We start from the raw sequence: 16,913 nt of genomic DNA, 5'->3' as shown, positions 1-16,913 counted from the left end.
TCAATCTGCCTGTTGTGTGTTTGTGAGACTGTGCGTTGGAGTGTTAGAGCCGGGCAAGCCAATAGAGATAATCGCCACCAGCAGCAGAAAAATAACACTGCCCCAGAGGCACAGTGACAAGCCACCCTGCTGATAAAGATAACCGGATAATAGGGTTCCTACCAAGCGCCCGCAGGCATTGGCCATATAATAAAAACCCACATCGAGTGATACACCATCGCCTTTGGCGTAACTGACTATTAAATAGGAGTGCAGCGAGGAGTTGATGGCAAAGGCGATGCCGAACAAAATCAAACCGGTGATTAATACCAGCGCGACGGATAAATTGGTGCTGAGCGCCAAGGCCAAACTTGCTGTGACCAGTGTTAATATAACGGCCCACAAAAGTGCTGCCCTACCGGTAGGTGCAGCTTGAGTTTTACTGCGCAGAATTAGCGGCGCGATAGATTGCACCAAACCATAACCTATCACCCAGCTGGCGAGAAAACCGCCCACCCACCAAAAACTCCAGCCGAGTTGGCTGCTTAAAAAAACCGGCAGTGCGATTACAAACCAAATATCCCGCGCGCCAAATAAAAATAGCCGCGCGGCAGATAAAATATTAATCGCGCGGCTTTTGGAAAATAATTCCTTAAATTTGGGTTTGTTTTTTGCCTTGCCTAAATCGTGTTTGAGTGTGATCACACTGGCAAGCCATACCAATGCCAGCGCAGCGGCCATGGCCAACACTGCGCCCTTAAAACTTAATAGCGCGAGTAATGCACCACCGAGAAAAAATCCCACGCCTTTTAAGGCGTTTTTTGAGCCGGTTAGCAGCGCGATCCATTTAAATAGAGTGCCCTGCTGGTCGCCCGGCACCAATAATTTAATCGCACTTTTGGCACTCATTTTATTTAAATCTTTGGCGATGCCCGACAGCGCCTGCGCGCCCATCACCAGCGGCACACTGAGCCAGTGGTTGGGCACCGCGAGTAGTGCCAGCGCAGCTACTTGCAGTGCCAAGCCGATATTCATGGTGCGATTCAAACCAATCCGCGCACCCAAATAACCGCCAAACAAATTGGTGACAATGCCAAAAATTTCATAAAACAAAAACAGCGCGGCAATTTGCAGTGGGCTGTAACCCAGCTGATGAAAGTGCAACACCACCAACATGCGTAGCGCACCGTCGGTGAGTGTAAACGCCCAATAATTGCCGGTGACAATTGCGTATTGACGGATGGCGGGTGATTTTTTCATGATTTTCGGGATAACTTATTGGGTGATGTTTGGGTGTGATTTTGGGCGCGATTTTGGGCGCGATAAATCACGCCCCTACAACAATCAAATTATCCGTAGGGGTGCAATTCATTGCGCCCAAATTATTGGGCCTATCCCACCATTCTCGCCAACTCCACCGTGCGATTGGCATAGCCCCACTCGTTGTCGTACCAAGCGTAAATTTTTACCAATGAATTGTTTACCACCATAGTGGACAGTGCATCGACAATTGATGACAGCGGATTGCCACAAAAATCGCTCGATACTAGCGGGCGCGTTTCATAACCGAGAATATCTTTCAAATAAGTTTCGCTCGCTGTTTTTAACAGCGCGTTGACTTCATCCACACTGGTGGCGCGCTCCACTTCAAACACGCAGTCAGTCAGCGAACCGGTCGCCAGGGGTACACGCACCGCATGACCATTTAAACGGCCGCGCAATTCGGGAAAAATTTCGGCAATCGCCGTGGCCGAACCGGTACTGGTGGGAATTAAATTGGAATGGGATGCGCGCGCGCGGCGCAGATCTTTATGCGGCTGATCCAGTATTGATTGGGTATTGGTTAAATCGTGGATGGTGGTAATAGCGCCGTGTTTAATGCCGAGCTGTTCGTGAATTACTTTTACTACGGGCGCGAGGCAGTTAGTGGTGCAAGAAGCGGCGGTGACAATGCGATGGCTCGCTGGATCAAATAAATGCTGATTAACACCCATCACCACATTTAATACACTCGGCTCTTTTACCGGCGCACTCACCACCACACGTTTTACGCCTTGATCCAAATAGGCTTGCAGTAATTTTACCTCGCGCATTTTACCGCTGGCTTCAATCACCAAATCGCAGTTGCTCCAATCGGTTTCGCCAATACTTTTATTGCGGCTAAAGGCAATTTTTTTGCCATCAATAATAATGGAGTGTTCATCTGCGCTGGTTTCCGGCGTCCACTGGCCTTGCACTGAATCAAATTTCAGCAGATGGGCAAAAGTCGCGGCATCACCCGCTGGGTCATTAATTTGTACAAATTCAAATTCCGGCCAGTGCCAGCTGGCGCGCAGTGCTAAACGGCCAATGCGACCAAAACCATTAATACCAATTTTGATTTTTTTCATCTTTATGTCTCAGTGAATATTGGAGTTTTTATCAACAGCAGCGGGCTGGTCGATCGGCCATAGCGCACAAGCGTTGACAATTCTCTGCCAGCCAATCGCTATTGGCATTGAGCATGGTGTGTAAAATTTCGGATACCCAGGTTGGCAGCTCAGGATGCAAACGGTAATACACCCACTGCCCCTGGCGGCGATCGGCAAGCAGACCGCTTTCGCGTAACAGTGCCAAATGGCGGGAAATTTTCGGTTGGATTTCATCGAGCGCGCAGGTGAGTTCACACACACACAGCTCTTTTTCGCGCGCCACTAACAGCGCAATGCGGGCGCGGGTTTCGTCGGCGAGGGTTTTGCTTAACTCGGCTGGATTCATGGGCTACATCTTTTTAATTACATATGAAAAAACGTATATATTAAAAAGTGTATGTTCATTTTTGCAGAAGAGCAAGCCTGCTCATTAAGTGGCGTGTGTGGATGAGGCTTAACAGAGGGAGGGAATGCGCCAGAGCAATGGCTCTGGCGCATGGATGACTAGCTGAGCAGCGCGCCCTTCACGGTTTTACCGGCGGGGATGCGGAAGTTGATACGGGATTCCGGAATACCGACCGAGGCCATCAGGGTGCGGGCATAGGCGGTGAGGGTTTCGCTACCGGCGATATCGGCGCTGGCCGATAAACCCGTGGTGGAGTTGATGCCGGTCGCGCGCATCAAACGATGGCCGGAATTGCTCCAGGCCTCTAAGCCGCCGATCACTCCGGGTTTGATATTGGCGCCGATCATCATATTTACGCAGGAGCTATTGTGGTGATCGCGCCCGCCGTTGGTATTGCGCCCCAGGGTGCGGCCAAAAATATCGTAAGTGGCGAAGTTAATACTGTTTTGCAACCCCTCTGCTTTCACCAAGTTCCAATAGGTCACCAGATTATTTAGCTGGGCGATGGTGAGGCGCGTTTCTTGACTGAGATCATCATCGTTGTGATTGTCGCCTGAGTAAGCGTGACGCACCACAATCACCGGTGCGAGGTTGACCTTGGCCATGGCAACGGCCGCTTTGATTTGATCGCCAAAACTTGAACCGGTGACCTCGGTCAGCAAGCCGCCCAGCTGGTTGCCCAGCGTAGTGGCCTGAGTGCGCGATGAGGCGTGGGCATCCAAATAGCGCAGCTGGGCGGCGGTGCCATTGGTTTTTACATTTTTATAGATAGTGTCGATGGTGCTGGCATAGAGCTTCGCCATGTTGTCCACGGTTGCGGCAGGCTGTGTGCCGACAAACAGGTTTTTGACATCGAGCGGCGAATAGCGGGTGATTGCCACATTCTCCGATGTCAGTGTGCCCAAGCCCCCGCCACTGTTTAACACCATGGGAGTGCTGAGCACACTGGGCATCGCCGGGTCTTGCAAGAGGATTTCCTGCATTAACGCCGATTGGATTTCTTCGGTGCCGCGCCCGGTTTTGCTCACCAATACGCTGTTGACTGTGTGTACGCGGGTGCCTTCCGGGTGCCCGTTGGCTGCCGTGCGCAAATGGAACATCGCCAAGTGGTCGAGCAAATCTTGCGGCAGGTAAGAGAAAAACTTAGCCGCCGTCACCTGAGTGCTGCCCATTTTAATTTGCGCGGAGCTGCTGAAGTCGCTGGCGGTGACATTGTTGCCATTGACCTGCCCCAGTACGCCGGTACCCAATTGCGCGACGCTCGGGCGACCTATGGCAAAACGCGGGTCGTTGCTATCGCTTGAGTAAGTGCCGCCGGCGTAGCTGTTGATGGATTCGCCATCATCCGACATCGCCAGAATCAAGGATTTGCCTGCGGTACCTACGGCGTAAGCAGGCATAGCCCCGCTCATTAAGAAGCTCACCGGCAGGCCAGTTGCGGCTGCTCGCAGGCACAGGGCAACGGCGCTGCTGCCGCGCAGAAAGTCGCGTCTACTGATGCTGTTAGTTGTTTTCATGTTAAAACCCCATAGCCATAACAGAGGGCGCCGAGCAGGCGAAAGTCCAGACTTCTTTGAGCGCAACCGCAGCATTGGCGGCCTGCATGCCACATTGAATGGTGGTTTGGTTCGCTGTAATGATATCGAGACCTGCAGTGGTGCAATTGGTTTGGTGCATTTGTATGTCGTACATTTTCTTGAGCGCGGCGCGGGTTGTGCTCCATTCGGCCGACTCAGGTGGAATGCCCATAATGTAGGTGGTCATTTCATCCAGACTGCGGGTGGGGTTGCTGGCGTTAAATATTTTCTGGTAATTCGCGCCGGTCGCTCCTGCATTGAATGACACTAGCGAGTTGCCCGCCGTTTCACACAGTTGGCGGTAGCCCATGGTGAGGAATGGGTCGATATTGACCGATTGAATTAAATCTATACTCCCGCGTGAGAATTCATCCTCTGGCAACAGACCCGCTTTTGCACGTGCAGTGCCCGAGAGATTGCACACATTGGTGGTAGTTGATGGTGGCAGCCCTTGGGAGGCGCGCACTTGATCGAGGCGCGCTTTAATACTGGCGCAGAAATGGTTGGTGCGATTGATAACAACCGAGGGGCCAGCCTCTGCAAACGCATCGGTATAACTCACACCGGTAATCATTGGCGAGGCAAACAGTTCAACGGCAAGGGTTTTGAGCTTGTAGCCACTGTTCTTGAACACTTCAACCAAGCGCAAATATTCCGCGCTGTTGCTATCGCATGGCGCCGAGTTGGCCCAGTTACACATCTTGCCGACCCAGGCATTGGCAAAGTTAGGGTGGTTAAAGATGGCCTTGCCCAAATCGTCGAGCGAATTCAGCGGGGCGCTGCTGCCGTGAAACGCAAAGGCGGCGGTAACCTTGGTGGGTGTGGTCAGCGCGCGGCTGCGGAACACGTGATACGAATTTTTAAACACCTGACGCATCGGATCCATCATACGGTGGCAGGCATAACATTCCGCGTTGTTGGGGCCGGCGTGAGCGTTATCGATTGCACTCTGGTCGCCAGACGGTGTGATATCACCCGCTTCAAAGGTTAAACCCAAGCCGGCAATCATGGTTTGGTTTGCCGTTACGCGGAAGCTGTTACCGGTATTACTTTCCCAGCTTTGGAAAAAGGTGGGCGTAGTAAAAAAGCCTACGCGCGGTGCATATAAGCTATAGCTGCCACCCGCAGGGATGGCTCTCAAACCGCTCACCATATCTTGCGTATCGGAGAACGCAGCGCGACTGGTGCCCTGCGCCAAACGCACGGTACGCCAGTCACTGTAGTCATCGATACCGCTACAAATAGCAGTTTCATCCACGCCGCCACCGTCGTTGTCACCACATAAATTAGCAAAGGATCTGAGATCGGTTCCAAAAGGGAGACGCGCCTCATAATCTGCATAACTTAACGCCGTCAGGATGGCGGTGGTCACCTCCCACTCGCGGGTAGTGGCAACGGTGCGGAAATCTTTATTGCTGGTGAAGATTTTATAGGCGGTGCGCACAAAACTCTCTTCCAGGGTGGAGATCAGTTTCACTCCATCCATCACTTTGGCGTTGTTGAGCACATCAAACTGGTTGCGCCATTGAGTGTCTGGATTGACATTTTTTTGCTGCAAGGCGAGCTGCAAAAACGATTTGAATTTCACTTCAAATTCGGGTGTCGCCATCCAATCAACAATCTGCTTTTTCAGCGCAGTCTGATCAAGGCCGGTGCCAGCGGGGCTCACTTTATTCAATTCGGCGCCGGTAACTGCACCGCCGTGCAGCAGCAATTTCACTTTATTGAGCGCGTTAAAAGGCCGTGTCGGCTCAAACGGTTTGGTCGCTGGTGGCTCGGGAATATTGGCGGCCGCGGCTATGTCGCCCACCCATTTTTGGAAGCACTGGAAGTGCGCCGGTGATACACCCGTGGTTGTGCCAAATGGCATCTTTTGAGCGCATTGTGTACCGGAATTAGGGTCGATTAATTTCAGCAACAGCGAGTTGCTTGGGTTATCCAGATCGATAACTTTCTCGCCACCGCACTTACTGTTAACCGAATTCACATTGCCCAAACGATGGGCAATTTCTTCCAGTGTACCGGTCAGCGCAAACTTGGCGGCCTGACTGGGGCTGGCAGCATGGCAGGAGGCGTTGGTGCAATTCAGCTCCGCACTTTGCATCAAGGTTTGCATGTTGGAACAGTCTACCGATGCCACAGGGGTAGAACTGGCGGCACTGCTAGAACTTTTGGCCACTGAACTGGAACTTTTGGCGCCAAACTGATTTGCTACATAAGCCGCTACATCTGCTGCACACTGGCCGACACAGTTAGCTGGGTTACCCTGCGGCATGGTCAGGTCAATTTTTGATACCAGCGTATTGTTGCTGACACGTGCGGGAATATTGCTAAACAGTGCCCCGCCAGCGTGACACCCTGCACACTGGGCTGCAAACAGGGTTGCGCCGGTGGCGGCATTGCCTGGCTGTACGGCGGTAGAGCTTTTGGCACTGCTGGAACTTTTAGCAACTGAACTGTTGATTACTGAATTGGTACTGGATGCACTGCTCGCTTTGGTGTAAGTCAATGCGACAGCGGTGGTCGGTGCCGAGGGAATGCTATCGATCAGGCTGATAACTTTGTATTCATAGGCACCGGGATTAGCTGCCAAGCTATCGTCATAGGTCACTGTATTGGGTGCGGTTTTAGTCAAGCTGATCCAGCGCGCATCGCTGCCTTTGCGACGCACGATAAATCCAGTCTCGTTGGCATTCACATCGGCCCAGGTCAAGCTCGCCAATCCGGTGACCTGGCTGATGGTGCCTTTAAGACTTTGTGGTGCTACCGGCGGGGCGGTTAGGGCGATGGCAGGTACATTAGTCGGATTACTTTTGGTCAGCGACATTTTGAAATAAACCGGCACTCGCTCGGCAATATTGATCGCGCCGGCTACGGAACGCAGCGCTTCAATACCGGCATTGAGGTCGAAATCGGCGCTATTAATTAAAATCGGTTTGCGCGGTGTGAGGCTGACATTGGTGGCGCTGAGTTTGAGCAGAGTCGCATCAAACGTGATCGCCTGGGTAACACCGTGCAGAGTCAAATTGCCGTTGAAAGTTTGAGTGCTCACACTGCCCACTGCTAGTGCATCAATGGCGGTTAAATTCAGCTGGGTAGTGAAATGTAAATTGGGCAGCATGCTGGTTTCAAACAGCAGGTTTTGCATACGGGTATTGCGCAGGTCGATGCCGGTCAGCACGCTGGTTAAAGGAATTGTCAAAGTGGCGGTACCATTGCTCGCCACTGTGCCTTGTAGTTGGCTGAAAGTGAAATTCTCCGCCACGCTGGTATTTTTGATCGCAACAAAATGCAGTGATGATTTACTGGTATCAACTAGCCAGCTCGCGCTGCCTAAAGTCTGGCTGTAGGCCGATGCACAGGTCATCAGCAATCCTGTCGTTAGCAGTGCGATTTTCAGAAATGTTTTCATGATGTTATTTTCTCTCTGCACATCTGATTAACGAGCGTCGAAGATAAGGGTGAAATCCACCGGCGCCGTAGCGCTGATAGAGGCAATGCCCACCGCTGCTCGCAGTGCTTCAATACCATTGGTCAGGGCGTAATCAGCCGGGTTGACCAGCACCGGGGCGATGGTTTGCACAGCAACACGTGTAGCACTCAATTTATGCACCGAAAGCTTGGTAGTCAGCGTTGTTTTTACACCGTGTAAATCCAGTTCAGCGCTAATGTTTTGTTGGGTTTCTGCACCAATCGCCAAACTGCTGAGTAGATTGCTTGGCAAGTTAACGGTGGCCGTTGCGGTGGGGAATTGCGTGGTTTGAAAGAGTAAATCGCGCAGGCGTTGATCGCGCAGGGTGATGCCGCTGTTCACGCTATTCAGGTCAATAACCAGCTTGGCAACGTTTTGGGTGATATCGCCGGACAAGCTGGCGAAATGACTCACTTCAAGCGTATGGGTGTTTTTTGCGCTGACAAAGTTGAGGTAAGAATTGGCCGAGTCCAGCTGCCAGGTGCTGGTTGCAGCGGCGCTACTCTTGGATGAACTGCTTACCGCTGCCAATGAACTCTTGCTACTGCTTGATAATTTGCTACTAAGTGTACTGCTGGCAGATGAACTGGATAGGCCAATGCTGCTCGACACCACTCGGCTATAAGAAGATACGCTGGAAAAATGTGCGCTACTGTTAAGTACACTGCTGGCAGAGGAGCTAGACAGGCCAAGGCTTGAGCTAGAAGGTGAAGGTGCGACACTGGATGCCACTGAGCTGCTACTGGCTTCTACTGAAACGGCCGAGCTTGAGTCAACCGCAGGTGCACTACTGGATCCCGGCGCAGGTGAGGCATCGCTAGATTCGATAGGGCTACCGCCGCAGGCGTATAACAATGCAATCGAACTACAGAGTGCAATTCCTTTGAGCAAGGTAGTGGCAAATGATTGAGTTAGCATGACGATTGCTCTTTAAATTAAGAATAAAAATTCTGGGGGAACTCGCATGAATCTTTGCGGTGCAGGTTATACAAAACACTGCCAGCAACAAGAAAGGCGATAAATAAAAATGCGCCGTACACTGTCATTACAAATTCATAGCTGACATTGTGATTCCAGTTGCGCGCAATACCGAGGTAGCACGCAAACAACCAAGAGACCGATGAAATAGCACCGGTAACCACTACCAAAATTTGTTCGTGGGCAGAAAATGTCAACAGGCCGCTGGGTGAGGTAATGCGCGCGAAACTGAAAAAGTGCAGCAGCAATCCATTGAGTGTCAGAATTGATACCACGGTGTATTTCGCCCAGAGTTTTTCATTAAAAAGATATTGTTGAGGGTCATCTAAATAACCGATTACAACCAGTGTCAAGCCTGAAACCCAGAGTGCAACCAGTGCGACAAACATCACATCTGCCGACTTTGAAAGCTCTTGAATGGCGGTTTTGGATAAGGGTTTACCGAGCGATTTTGCCAGCGCTAAATCCTGAATTAGTAGAATTCCAATTGCGATACAGGCGGCAATTAAATGGATGTAAACGATCAATGTTTTCATAAATCCTCTGCATTTAGACAAAGCTTCGCCATAGCCAGTGCATGTCAATGGCTAAAGTGATGGGTGCGTCTCTTGTCTCAACTCGTTAAATAATTAAACCAAGCAGTTAAACCAATCTTATTTATGTAACCAATGCCTGAACAACACGCAGCAGTGGAGTGAGTCATACCATTTCATGGAAGTGATCCTAGTGAAATGCTGACTGCGTTTGGGTTAACTGGGAAAACGGAACGGCGGAATTATGTCCTTTGTGCTGAGTGGGGCATCAGCATAAATGGGTCTAAAGCACTACTGCTATTAGGCCTTCTCCTTATTGATACTGTACTTTACAAAGCTTTTCACTCGGATTCTATTTGGTAGTTCTCATAATCATATTGACGCCTCACACAACGCTAGAAAAGACAGCGTCTCTCATATCGATCTGCACATTTTTTAACCTTGCCAAATTTTGCCTCGGCTGCTAAGGTGCGCGCACTTTTTTATGTGAAGTCGTTAACAGTTATGATTCGGTTACCCTCGGCGTTAACACCGCCTTAGATTTATCCCTCCGTTGGTTTTAGCGCATGGCGTGCTCTGCTGCGCGATGTTTTTTTATTCTTTTAATTTGCTAACGAATTTGTATCTACGCCGCCATGTTTAATATGGCAGCGCAGTGGTATTTGTTATAACCGCAAATTGTGTGCGATTTTTAATAGGTATTTTTTATGTTAACGACCCTGAAAGAACAATGGTTTTCCAACATTCGCGGCGATTTTTTATCGGGCTTGGTAGTGGCGCTCGCATTAATTCCGGAAGCGATTGCCTTTTCAATTATCGCAGGGGTCGATCCTAAAATCGGCTTGTATGCCTCCTTCTCTATGGCGGTAGTGATTGCCTTTGCCGGTGGCCGCCCCGCGATGATCTCTGCCGCAACCGGTGCCATGGCACTGCTGATGGTGACCTTAGTAAAAGAACACGGGCTGCAGTATTTGTTGGCGGCGACACTATTAACTGGCGCGATTCAAATCGTCGCGGGTTATTTGCGCTTGGGCGATTTGATGGGTTTTGTCTCCCGCTCAGTCGTTACCGGTTTTGTAAATGCACTGGCAATTTTAATTTTTATGGCGCAGTTGCCCGAGCTTACCGATGTCACTTGGCATGTGTACGCCATGACCGCTGCGGGGCTCGGCATTATCTATTTGTTTCCCTACATTCCTAAAATCGGAAAAATAATTCCCTCACCACTCGTTTGCATTCTGGTGCTCACTGCGATTGCATTAATTTTCAAAATTGATATTCGCACCGTAGGCGATATGGGTGACCTACCCGATACCTTGCCAATTTTCTTGTGGCCAGAAGTACCGCTCAACCTTGAAACGCTAATGATTATTCTGCCCTACTCGATTCCGCTCGCAGCAGTTGGTCTATTGGAGTCCATGATGACGGCGACAATTGTGGATGATATGACCGATACCACTAGCGATAAAAATCGCGAGTGTAAAGGCCAAGGTGTTGCCAACGTCGCCACCGGTTTGCTCGGCGGTATGGCAGGCTGTGCGATGATTGGACAGTCAGTGATTAACGTAAAATCCGGTGGCCGCACGCGTTTATCAACATTTCTCGCCGGCGCGCTCCTATTAATCATGGTGGTGTTTTTAAGCGATTGGATTTCCGTAATTCCTATGGCGGCATTAGTAGCGGTAATGATTATGGTATCTATTGGCACCTTTAGTTGGGCTTCCATTCGCAATCTAAAAACCCACCCGCTCTCATCTAATATCGTTATGCTCACCACGGTGAGTGTGGTAGTTGCCACTCATAATTTGGCTTATGGTGTATTTATCGGTGTGCTTATGGCCGCTATGTTTTTCGCCAACAAAATTGGCCACTACATGGCAGTCACCTCGGAGCTTAACGAAGAAAAAACCCAGCGCACTTATCAAGTCTACGGCGAAGTATTTTTCCGCTCTGCCGATATGCTTGTGCGCGGTTTTGATATGAAAGAAAAACTGCAAAAAGTAACTATCGATTTAACTCACGCACATTTTTGGGATATCACCTCGGTCGCCGCACTCGATAAAGTCGTACTCAAATTCCGCAAAGAAGGCGTGGAAGTGGATGTAATCAATATGAACAAAGCCACCACCACCATTGTGGATGATTTTGGCGTACACCATAAGCCGGAAGAGATTACTCAGGTGATGGGGCATTAATCTGTAACACTTGTGCTGTCTGTGGGTGAATTTGCTGCTTTGGCAATTTCACCTGCTACACTTTGCAATACCATAATAATCAAGCTTCAGCTTTGCTATGAAAACACCCATCTTCAATATCCACGATTTAATCCTTGTGCTTACCCTCGCTGTTTGCGTACTGCTGGTGATTTTTCAGTGGGTGCTGTCCAAACAAAAAGCGATTGCCTCGCAATTGTTATCGGGCTTTTTCGTTTGCGTAGGAGCGAGTGCGCTGGGTAATTTGTTGTTATGGAATAACTATATTGGCTTGCACAGTGATGTGGCGAAAATGACGTTGTCACTGGGTTTGGTGATAGCAGTTGTGGCGAAAAGTGTGTGTCTGTATTTGTATGTAGTGGCGATTACACGGGCGAATTTTTCATTGCGTGCAAAAGACGGATTGCATATTCTAAATTTATTGGCCGTTATTGGTTGGGTGCTCTGGGGCGATTTGGATAGTGACCGGTTGCGCTTTCAATCTGCGACCCATACTGAAAACTCAGTAATGCTCACCAATTATCTATGGCACTACTTGAAGTTTGTACCGGTAATTTATGCATTTGCGGCAGCGTTAGAAATCTATCGTTATAAACAACAATTAAAACAATTTTATTCGAGTTTGAGTTTGCAGGGGCCTTATTGGCTGTTGTTGTTAACCCTTGGGTTTGCACTCAATTGGTTGTGGTCTCTGGTTGTACATCTACTTGGGCAGACGGTCAGTTTTTCTATCGCTGATAGTTTCGGTATTTTTGATAATTACATTACCTTTTTGTTGGTAAATGCGCTCTTTATTTACAGCTTGTTGTATGCCCATCAACTGCTGGAAACCAAAGACAAACCAAAAGAAAAAGAAGTCGCTGTTGCGGCGGAAATATCGCCCGATGTAATTGCGCGTATCCGCAATACTATGGAAAAGCAGCAGTTGTATTTAACCCAAAATTTGAATATTGAAGATTTTGCGCGGCAGGTGGGGATTCACTATCGCGAAGTATCGAGCATTATTAACAAAGAATTTAATACGAATTTTTTTGAATTTGTGAATGAGTATCGGGTCAATCGCGCCAAACAAATGCTGCTTGACCCGCAGTATGCACAGATGACAATTCTGGATATTTTGCTGGAGTCTGGCTTTAACAGTAAGTCGTCGTTCCACCGTTTTTTTAAGCGCTATACGGGGATGTCGGCGGCGGAGTTTAGAAAACAGAATCAGGTTTAATCCCCCTAGCCCCTTTTTTTAAAGAAAGGAGTAGGAGGATTTATGCCAAAGTTTATTTGTCGCGGCGCTGGAAAAACGAAAGCCCCGCTAATAATACTAACCACACAAAATTCATTGCACCGCCACCACCTGACCCACCGCTTGTCACTTTGGATGTTGCGCTTGATGAAGTCGCTACTGCAGCAGAACTTGCCGCTTCGCTCGCTGCAATACTGCTCGCCGCAACTGAACTTGCTGCAGAACTTGAAACGGTTATTGAACTTGCGCTTGAGCTACTGGTGGGTTCATCGGTAGGAGGTGTACCGCTAAAACCGGTGGCGTTTTCTTTGGTGAGCGCAAGCACCAAAATGCCGTTTTTTACCACTACATTTTCCGGTGCAAAATCCACGCGGTTCATGTCAAAGGTCCAATTGGCTTTGCCCCAGCGCGCGCTATCAAAACTGTTGAAATCATCGCGCCAACCGCTTTCAAATGTTTTGGTGGTGGCGTTGTAAGGTTTGTATTCGATGTAATTTATAAATTGATAAACCGGCAATACAGCATCATCCCATGCACCTACCCACGCCACTGACTCATGGGACCAAAGATTAAAACGCAAACTTTGTGGATTAGTGAGGCTAGTGACTGTGCTGGTGCCAGTAATGCGGCGCACTTCTACGCCGTCCAAATACCAGGCGACATAATCCGGCGTCCATTCCAATACATAAGTGTGATACGCGTCGGCGAGTGATGTATTGGCGGTATGAACCTGTTCCGTGTGAATAGTGGGGCGCGAGCTGCCGAGAATAATATTGCTCTGCCATTGCGTTGCATTATTTTTACCGAATACTTCTATATCGATTTCTTCCCAAAACGTATTGCCCACTTCGGAACCATTTTTGTAAGTGAAGAAAGTGGATAACACTCCGCTGGCCTTGGCGACGCGCATGCGCATTTCAAAGCGGCCGTATAAGTAGCTATCGCTGGAATAAATTTCTGCGCCTTTGTAAGGCTTGGCAATAGCAAGATGGCTCAGCAATCCCATACTGATCGCTAACAACATACCTAAAATTCGACGCATCAGATTTACCTCATTTACAAAAAACATTGTTAAAAAACAACAGCAAAAAATAAAAACGGGGGTGCAGGCATTGGGCCCGCAACCCCCAAAGGCTGAAACCCTATTAGATTTTAGTCAGCTTAAGCCAATCAATATTAAAGCCGCCGCTGTTGGCATAAATCGCCAAACTCTGCACCCCGGCGTTCAGATAAATATTGTGGCTGATCGTTTGGTAGTTACCCCAGCCGCCGGTATTGGGTACGCTGATAGTGCCTAGACCTACGCCGTTGCGATCCAAGGTGAACTGCGCGGTGGTAAGCGCCGAGGCAACGCGATACTCCACTTTGTAAGTGCCCGTTTGCGGGATATTCACGTTGTTATATTTGAACCACTCACCGGCATCGATATAACCCACGGTGCCGCCGGAGACAGTCACGTTGCCGCCTACTTCGTTAAAACTTTCGGCCTGAATGGTGATAGATGCGGCGGGCGCACTGCTACTGCTGCCACCGCTGGTACCGCCATCGACGGGTGGTGTACCGCTATAACCGGTTTGACCTTCGCGGGTAAGCGCCAGCACCAGAGTGCCGTTTTTTACCACTACATTATTCGGATCAAAGTCGGCGAGGTTTTCGCCAAAAGTCCAATTGGCTTTGCTCCAGCGGTTGGTATCAAAACTGTTGAAATCATCGCGCCAGCCAGTGCCGAAACTATTGGTTGCGGCGACATAAGGCTTGTACTCAATGTAGTTCACAAATTGGTATACCGGCAGGATGTTGTCATTCCAGGGGCCGACCCATTCGGCGATATTCGCCGCCCAGAGGTTAAAACGCAGATCTTGCGCACTGGTCAGGCTGGTGACAAATTGCCCCCCGGTAATCCGGCGCGTCTGGGTGCCATCCACATACCAAGCGATGTAATTTGGGGTCCATTCCAGCACATAGGTGTGGTAGCCATCGCCCATAGAAAATGGCGTTGTGTGCACACCTTCGGTTTTGGTGGTGGGGCGATTGGTGCCGATAATCACATTACTCTGCCATTGAGTGGCGTTGTTTTTACCAAAAATCTCTATGTCGATCTCCTCCCAAAAAGTGCCCGGTTGCTCGGAGCCATTTTTGTAAGTGAAGAAAGTGGATAACACCCCGCTACCTTTGGCGACCCGCATACGGATTTCATAGCGGCCATATTTATAGGTTTGTTTGGAGTAGATTTCTGCGGCCTTATAAGGCTTGGCAGTGGCGGGGCTGGTGGCGGTAAAACCGACCAGAGCGGCGAGCGTAAAGAGCACGCCGGTACAGCGATTGAGCTTAAACATAGCGAATACCTTTATCGTTATTAGAGGCAATTAAAAACGCTTTATGTCTGTAGTAGACGTTTAGGGTGTGACGACTACGGCCTGCCACAAAACTATATTCCGCCAATTGCCAAATCCGGTCGCACCAGTTTGCGCAGCAAACCTGAAGTGGTGCGCAACAAACCTGAAATGGTGCGCAACAAACCTGAAATGGTGCCCAGTAAACCTGAAGTGGTGCGCACGCAGCACAAACTGGTGTTTCCAGATGCCTAATCTGGCGCACTTGCCCCGAGCGAAAAAGCAGTTGCGCATCTGTTGGATCAAGCTCAAAATACTGTTTTTATATACAGCATTTAAGGGTGCGAGACTATGACCATTGATGATGACTTTATCGACCCCGCCCCTTGGATCAATGCCGTACCCCAAGCCCATAAAGGGCGCGGAGCGATCAGTAATATCGCCGGTCGCTACGAAACCCAGCTTATTGAAACTGTGGACGATGGTTGGACTCCCTTTGTCGATGACACCGACATCAATCCGGCACTCAAAACTCACGTCACGCCGGAGTTAGCCAAGACCATACTCAGCCGCAACCAATCGCCAGATTTGCCGTTTAGCGTGTCGCTCAACCCTTATCGCGGCTGCGAACACGGCTGTATTTACTGTTTTGCCCGCCCCACCCACGCCTATTTGGGGTTATCGCCCGGGTTGGATTTTGAAACCCGGCTTTACGCGAAAACCAACGCAGCAGAATTATTGCGCCGTGAGCTGGCTCATAAGAACTACCAGCCCAGCCCTATCGCCTTTGGTATGAATACCGATGCCTATCAACCCTGCGAGCGCGACTTGAACATCACCCGCCAGTGTTTGGCAGTGCTACACGAGTGCGACCATCCGCTCGGCATGATTACCAAGTCGGCCTTAATCGAGCGGGACATAGATTTGTTACGAGACATGACCGCGAAAAATTTGGTCACTGTGGCGATCACCATTACCACTCTCGATCACAGTATTGCGCGGACGCTGGAGCCGCGCGCCGCATCGCCTACCCGCCGTTTACAGACGATTGAAAAACTCGCGCAGGCGGGTATTCCAGTGCTGGTAAGTGTGGCGCCAGTGATTCCGTTTGTGACGGAACAGGAGTTGGAAAATGTGATGCGCGTCGCCGCCGATGCCGGTGCAACCGCCGCGGGTTACACAGTATTGCGTCTACCCTGGGAGGTGAATCCGCTATTTCAACAGTGGCTGCAGACCCATTTCCCCGAGCGCGCCGAGCGGGTGATGAACCGTATCCGCGATATGCGCGGTGGCAAAGATTACGATGCAAATTTCGCCACCCGCATGCGCGGTGAAGGCCTCTGGGCCGATATGATCCGCCAGCGTTTTGCCAAGGCATTAAAACGCTACGGGCTGGATAAAAGTGGGCGCTTTGCCCAGTTGGATTGCAGTTTATTCCGCAAGCCGCTGAGTATCCCAGCGGCACAACAACGCGACGGGCAGTTGGATATTTTTTTCAGGTAATATTGGGTTTCTCCTATGAAAATAGCCGCTTCAAAAACTCGGCAAAAAGAACACAAATGTGCGGTAGTTATTCATTTCCCTGAATAAAGTCTTGGGCGATGACGCCTTAGCCGCTTGTGTGTTTGATCATACAAATGTGAGAATTTACCAACTGATGGGAGTTTCACTCCAGTATCAGCCCAGCTTGAAGGTGTTTGGATTGGGGCATGATGTAGCGCTAATCTGAGGTGGTCACTTCTGGCAATATAAAAAATAAATGTGCGTTATCGGA

At 49.8% G+C, this 16,913-nt stretch carries 13 protein-coding genes; 4 read left to right on the top strand and 9 right to left on the bottom strand.

Translation table 11 applies throughout. The features are described 5' to 3' along the window. The 7 genes from arsJ to AWU77_RS00545 all read right to left on the bottom strand — a co-directional run bounded on the left by arsJ (position 1) and on the right by AWU77_RS00545 (position 9,359). Entirely contained in the window at positions 1-1,239 is a 1,239-nt protein-coding gene (arsJ, locus tag AWU77_RS00575) for an organoarsenical effux MFS transporter ArsJ (protein WP_062057642.1), read from the bottom strand. A gap of 131 nt (positions 1,240-1,370) precedes the next feature. Continuing rightward, positions 1,371-2,369, bottom strand: coding sequence for an ArsJ-associated glyceraldehyde-3-phosphate dehydrogenase (locus AWU77_RS00570; RefSeq protein ID WP_062057639.1), 999 nt, complete (start codon positions 2,367-2,369; stop codon positions 1,371-1,373). Positions 2,370-2,400: 31 nt separating this feature from the next. Beyond that, a complete protein-coding gene (locus tag AWU77_RS00565) occupies positions 2,401-2,736 on the bottom strand; it encodes a metalloregulator ArsR/SmtB family transcription factor (protein ID WP_062057636.1) in 336 nt (111 codons plus the stop codon). A 158-nt stretch (positions 2,737-2,894) separates the two neighbouring features. Further along, a complete protein-coding gene (locus tag AWU77_RS00560; RefSeq protein WP_062057635.1) occupies positions 2,895-4,313 on the bottom strand; it encodes a DUF1501 domain-containing protein in 1,419 nt (472 codons plus the stop codon). Between the two features lies 1 nt (position 4,314). After that, the gene (locus AWU77_RS00555) at positions 4,315-7,785 is read right to left on the bottom strand and encodes a YceI family protein (protein ID WP_084617880.1); all 3,471 of its coding nucleotides are present in this window, start codon (positions 7,783-7,785) and stop codon (positions 4,315-4,317) included. Between the two features lie 27 nt (positions 7,786-7,812). After that, positions 7,813-8,763, bottom strand: coding sequence for a YceI family protein (locus AWU77_RS19955; RefSeq protein ID WP_084617879.1), 951 nt, complete (start codon positions 8,761-8,763; stop codon positions 7,813-7,815). Between the two features lie 17 nt (positions 8,764-8,780). Then, complete coding sequence (locus AWU77_RS00545; protein WP_062057629.1) at positions 8,781-9,359, bottom strand: hypothetical protein; 579 nt, start codon at positions 9,357-9,359, stop codon at positions 8,781-8,783. A 704-nt stretch (positions 9,360-10,063) separates the two neighbouring features. On the opposite strand from AWU77_RS00545, the gene AWU77_RS00540 reads away from it, so the two are divergent. Further along, the gene (locus AWU77_RS00540) at positions 10,064-11,551 is read left to right on the top strand and encodes a SulP family inorganic anion transporter (RefSeq protein ID WP_062057626.1); all 1,488 of its coding nucleotides are present in this window, start codon (positions 10,064-10,066) and stop codon (positions 11,549-11,551) included. Positions 11,552-11,648: 97 nt separating this feature from the next. After that, positions 11,649-12,788 (top strand): AraC family transcriptional regulator, encoded by a 1,140-nt coding sequence (locus AWU77_RS00535; protein WP_062057623.1) that lies wholly within the window; start codon positions 11,649-11,651, stop codon positions 12,786-12,788. 52 nt (positions 12,789-12,840) lie between these two features. Here AWU77_RS00535 and AWU77_RS00530 read toward each other — a convergent pair whose 3' ends face one another. Both AWU77_RS00530 and AWU77_RS00525 read right to left on the bottom strand, forming a co-directional pair. Continuing rightward, a complete protein-coding gene (locus AWU77_RS00530; protein ID WP_062058450.1) occupies positions 12,841-13,848 on the bottom strand; it encodes a glycoside hydrolase family 16 protein in 1,008 nt (335 codons plus the stop codon). A gap of 103 nt (positions 13,849-13,951) precedes the next feature. Continuing rightward, positions 13,952-15,142 (bottom strand): family 16 glycosylhydrolase, encoded by a 1,191-nt coding sequence (locus AWU77_RS00525; RefSeq protein WP_062057620.1) that lies wholly within the window; start codon positions 15,140-15,142, stop codon positions 13,952-13,954. 129 nt (positions 15,143-15,271) lie between these two features. Between AWU77_RS00525 and AWU77_RS20825 the strand changes: the two genes are divergently transcribed. Together AWU77_RS20825 and AWU77_RS00520 are read left to right on the top strand one after the other, a co-directional pair. Further along, positions 15,272-15,394 (top strand): hypothetical protein, encoded by a 123-nt coding sequence (locus AWU77_RS20825; RefSeq protein WP_255353632.1) that lies wholly within the window; start codon positions 15,272-15,274, stop codon positions 15,392-15,394. A gap of 96 nt (positions 15,395-15,490) precedes the next feature. Further along, a complete protein-coding gene (locus tag AWU77_RS00520) occupies positions 15,491-16,642 on the top strand; it encodes a PA0069 family radical SAM protein (RefSeq protein WP_062057617.1) in 1,152 nt (383 codons plus the stop codon). Positions 16,643-16,913: the final 271 nt, after the last annotated feature.

The organism is Cellvibrio sp. OA-2007 (assembly GCF_000953825.1).
In the GTDB taxonomy this organism is placed as follows: Bacteria; Pseudomonadota; Gammaproteobacteria; order Pseudomonadales; family Cellvibrionaceae; genus Cellvibrio.
Note: the sequence above shows the minus strand (reverse complement) of the source record. Positions and strands in the feature narration are given on the sequence as shown.

What these genes read in the sequence shown, in the direction of transcription:
- arsJ (WP_062057642.1), bottom strand. Translation starts at nt 1,239, where the DNA reads ATGAAAAAATCACCCGCCATCCGTCAATACGCAATTGTCACCGGCAAT.
- AWU77_RS00570 (WP_062057639.1), bottom strand. Translation starts at nt 2,369, where the DNA reads ATGAAAAAAATCAAAATTGGTATTAATGGTTTTGGTCGCATTGGCCGT.
- AWU77_RS00565 (WP_062057636.1), bottom strand. Translation starts at nt 2,736, where the DNA reads ATGAATCCAGCCGAGTTAAGCAAAACCCTCGCCGACGAAACCCGCGCC.
- AWU77_RS00560 (WP_062057635.1), bottom strand. Translation starts at nt 4,313, where the DNA reads ATGAAAACAACTAACAGCATCAGTAGACGCGACTTTCTGCGCGGCAGC.
- AWU77_RS00555 (WP_084617880.1), bottom strand. Translation starts at nt 7,785, where the DNA reads ATGAAAACATTTCTGAAAATCGCACTGCTAACGACAGGATTGCTGATG.
- AWU77_RS19955 (WP_084617879.1), bottom strand. Translation starts at nt 8,763, where the DNA reads ATGCTAACTCAATCATTTGCCACTACCTTGCTCAAAGGAATTGCACTC.
- AWU77_RS00545 (WP_062057629.1), bottom strand. Translation starts at nt 9,359, where the DNA reads ATGAAAACATTGATCGTTTACATCCATTTAATTGCCGCCTGTATCGCA.
- AWU77_RS00540 (WP_062057626.1), top strand. Translation starts at nt 10,064, where the DNA reads ATGTTAACGACCCTGAAAGAACAATGGTTTTCCAACATTCGCGGCGAT.
- AWU77_RS00535 (WP_062057623.1), top strand. Translation starts at nt 11,649, where the DNA reads ATGAAAACACCCATCTTCAATATCCACGATTTAATCCTTGTGCTTACC.
- AWU77_RS00530 (WP_062058450.1), bottom strand. Translation starts at nt 13,848, where the DNA reads ATGCGTCGAATTTTAGGTATGTTGTTAGCGATCAGTATGGGATTGCTG.
- AWU77_RS00525 (WP_062057620.1), bottom strand. Translation starts at nt 15,142, where the DNA reads ATGTTTAAGCTCAATCGCTGTACCGGCGTGCTCTTTACGCTCGCCGCT.
- AWU77_RS00520 (WP_062057617.1), top strand. Translation starts at nt 15,491, where the DNA reads ATGACCATTGATGATGACTTTATCGACCCCGCCCCTTGGATCAATGCC.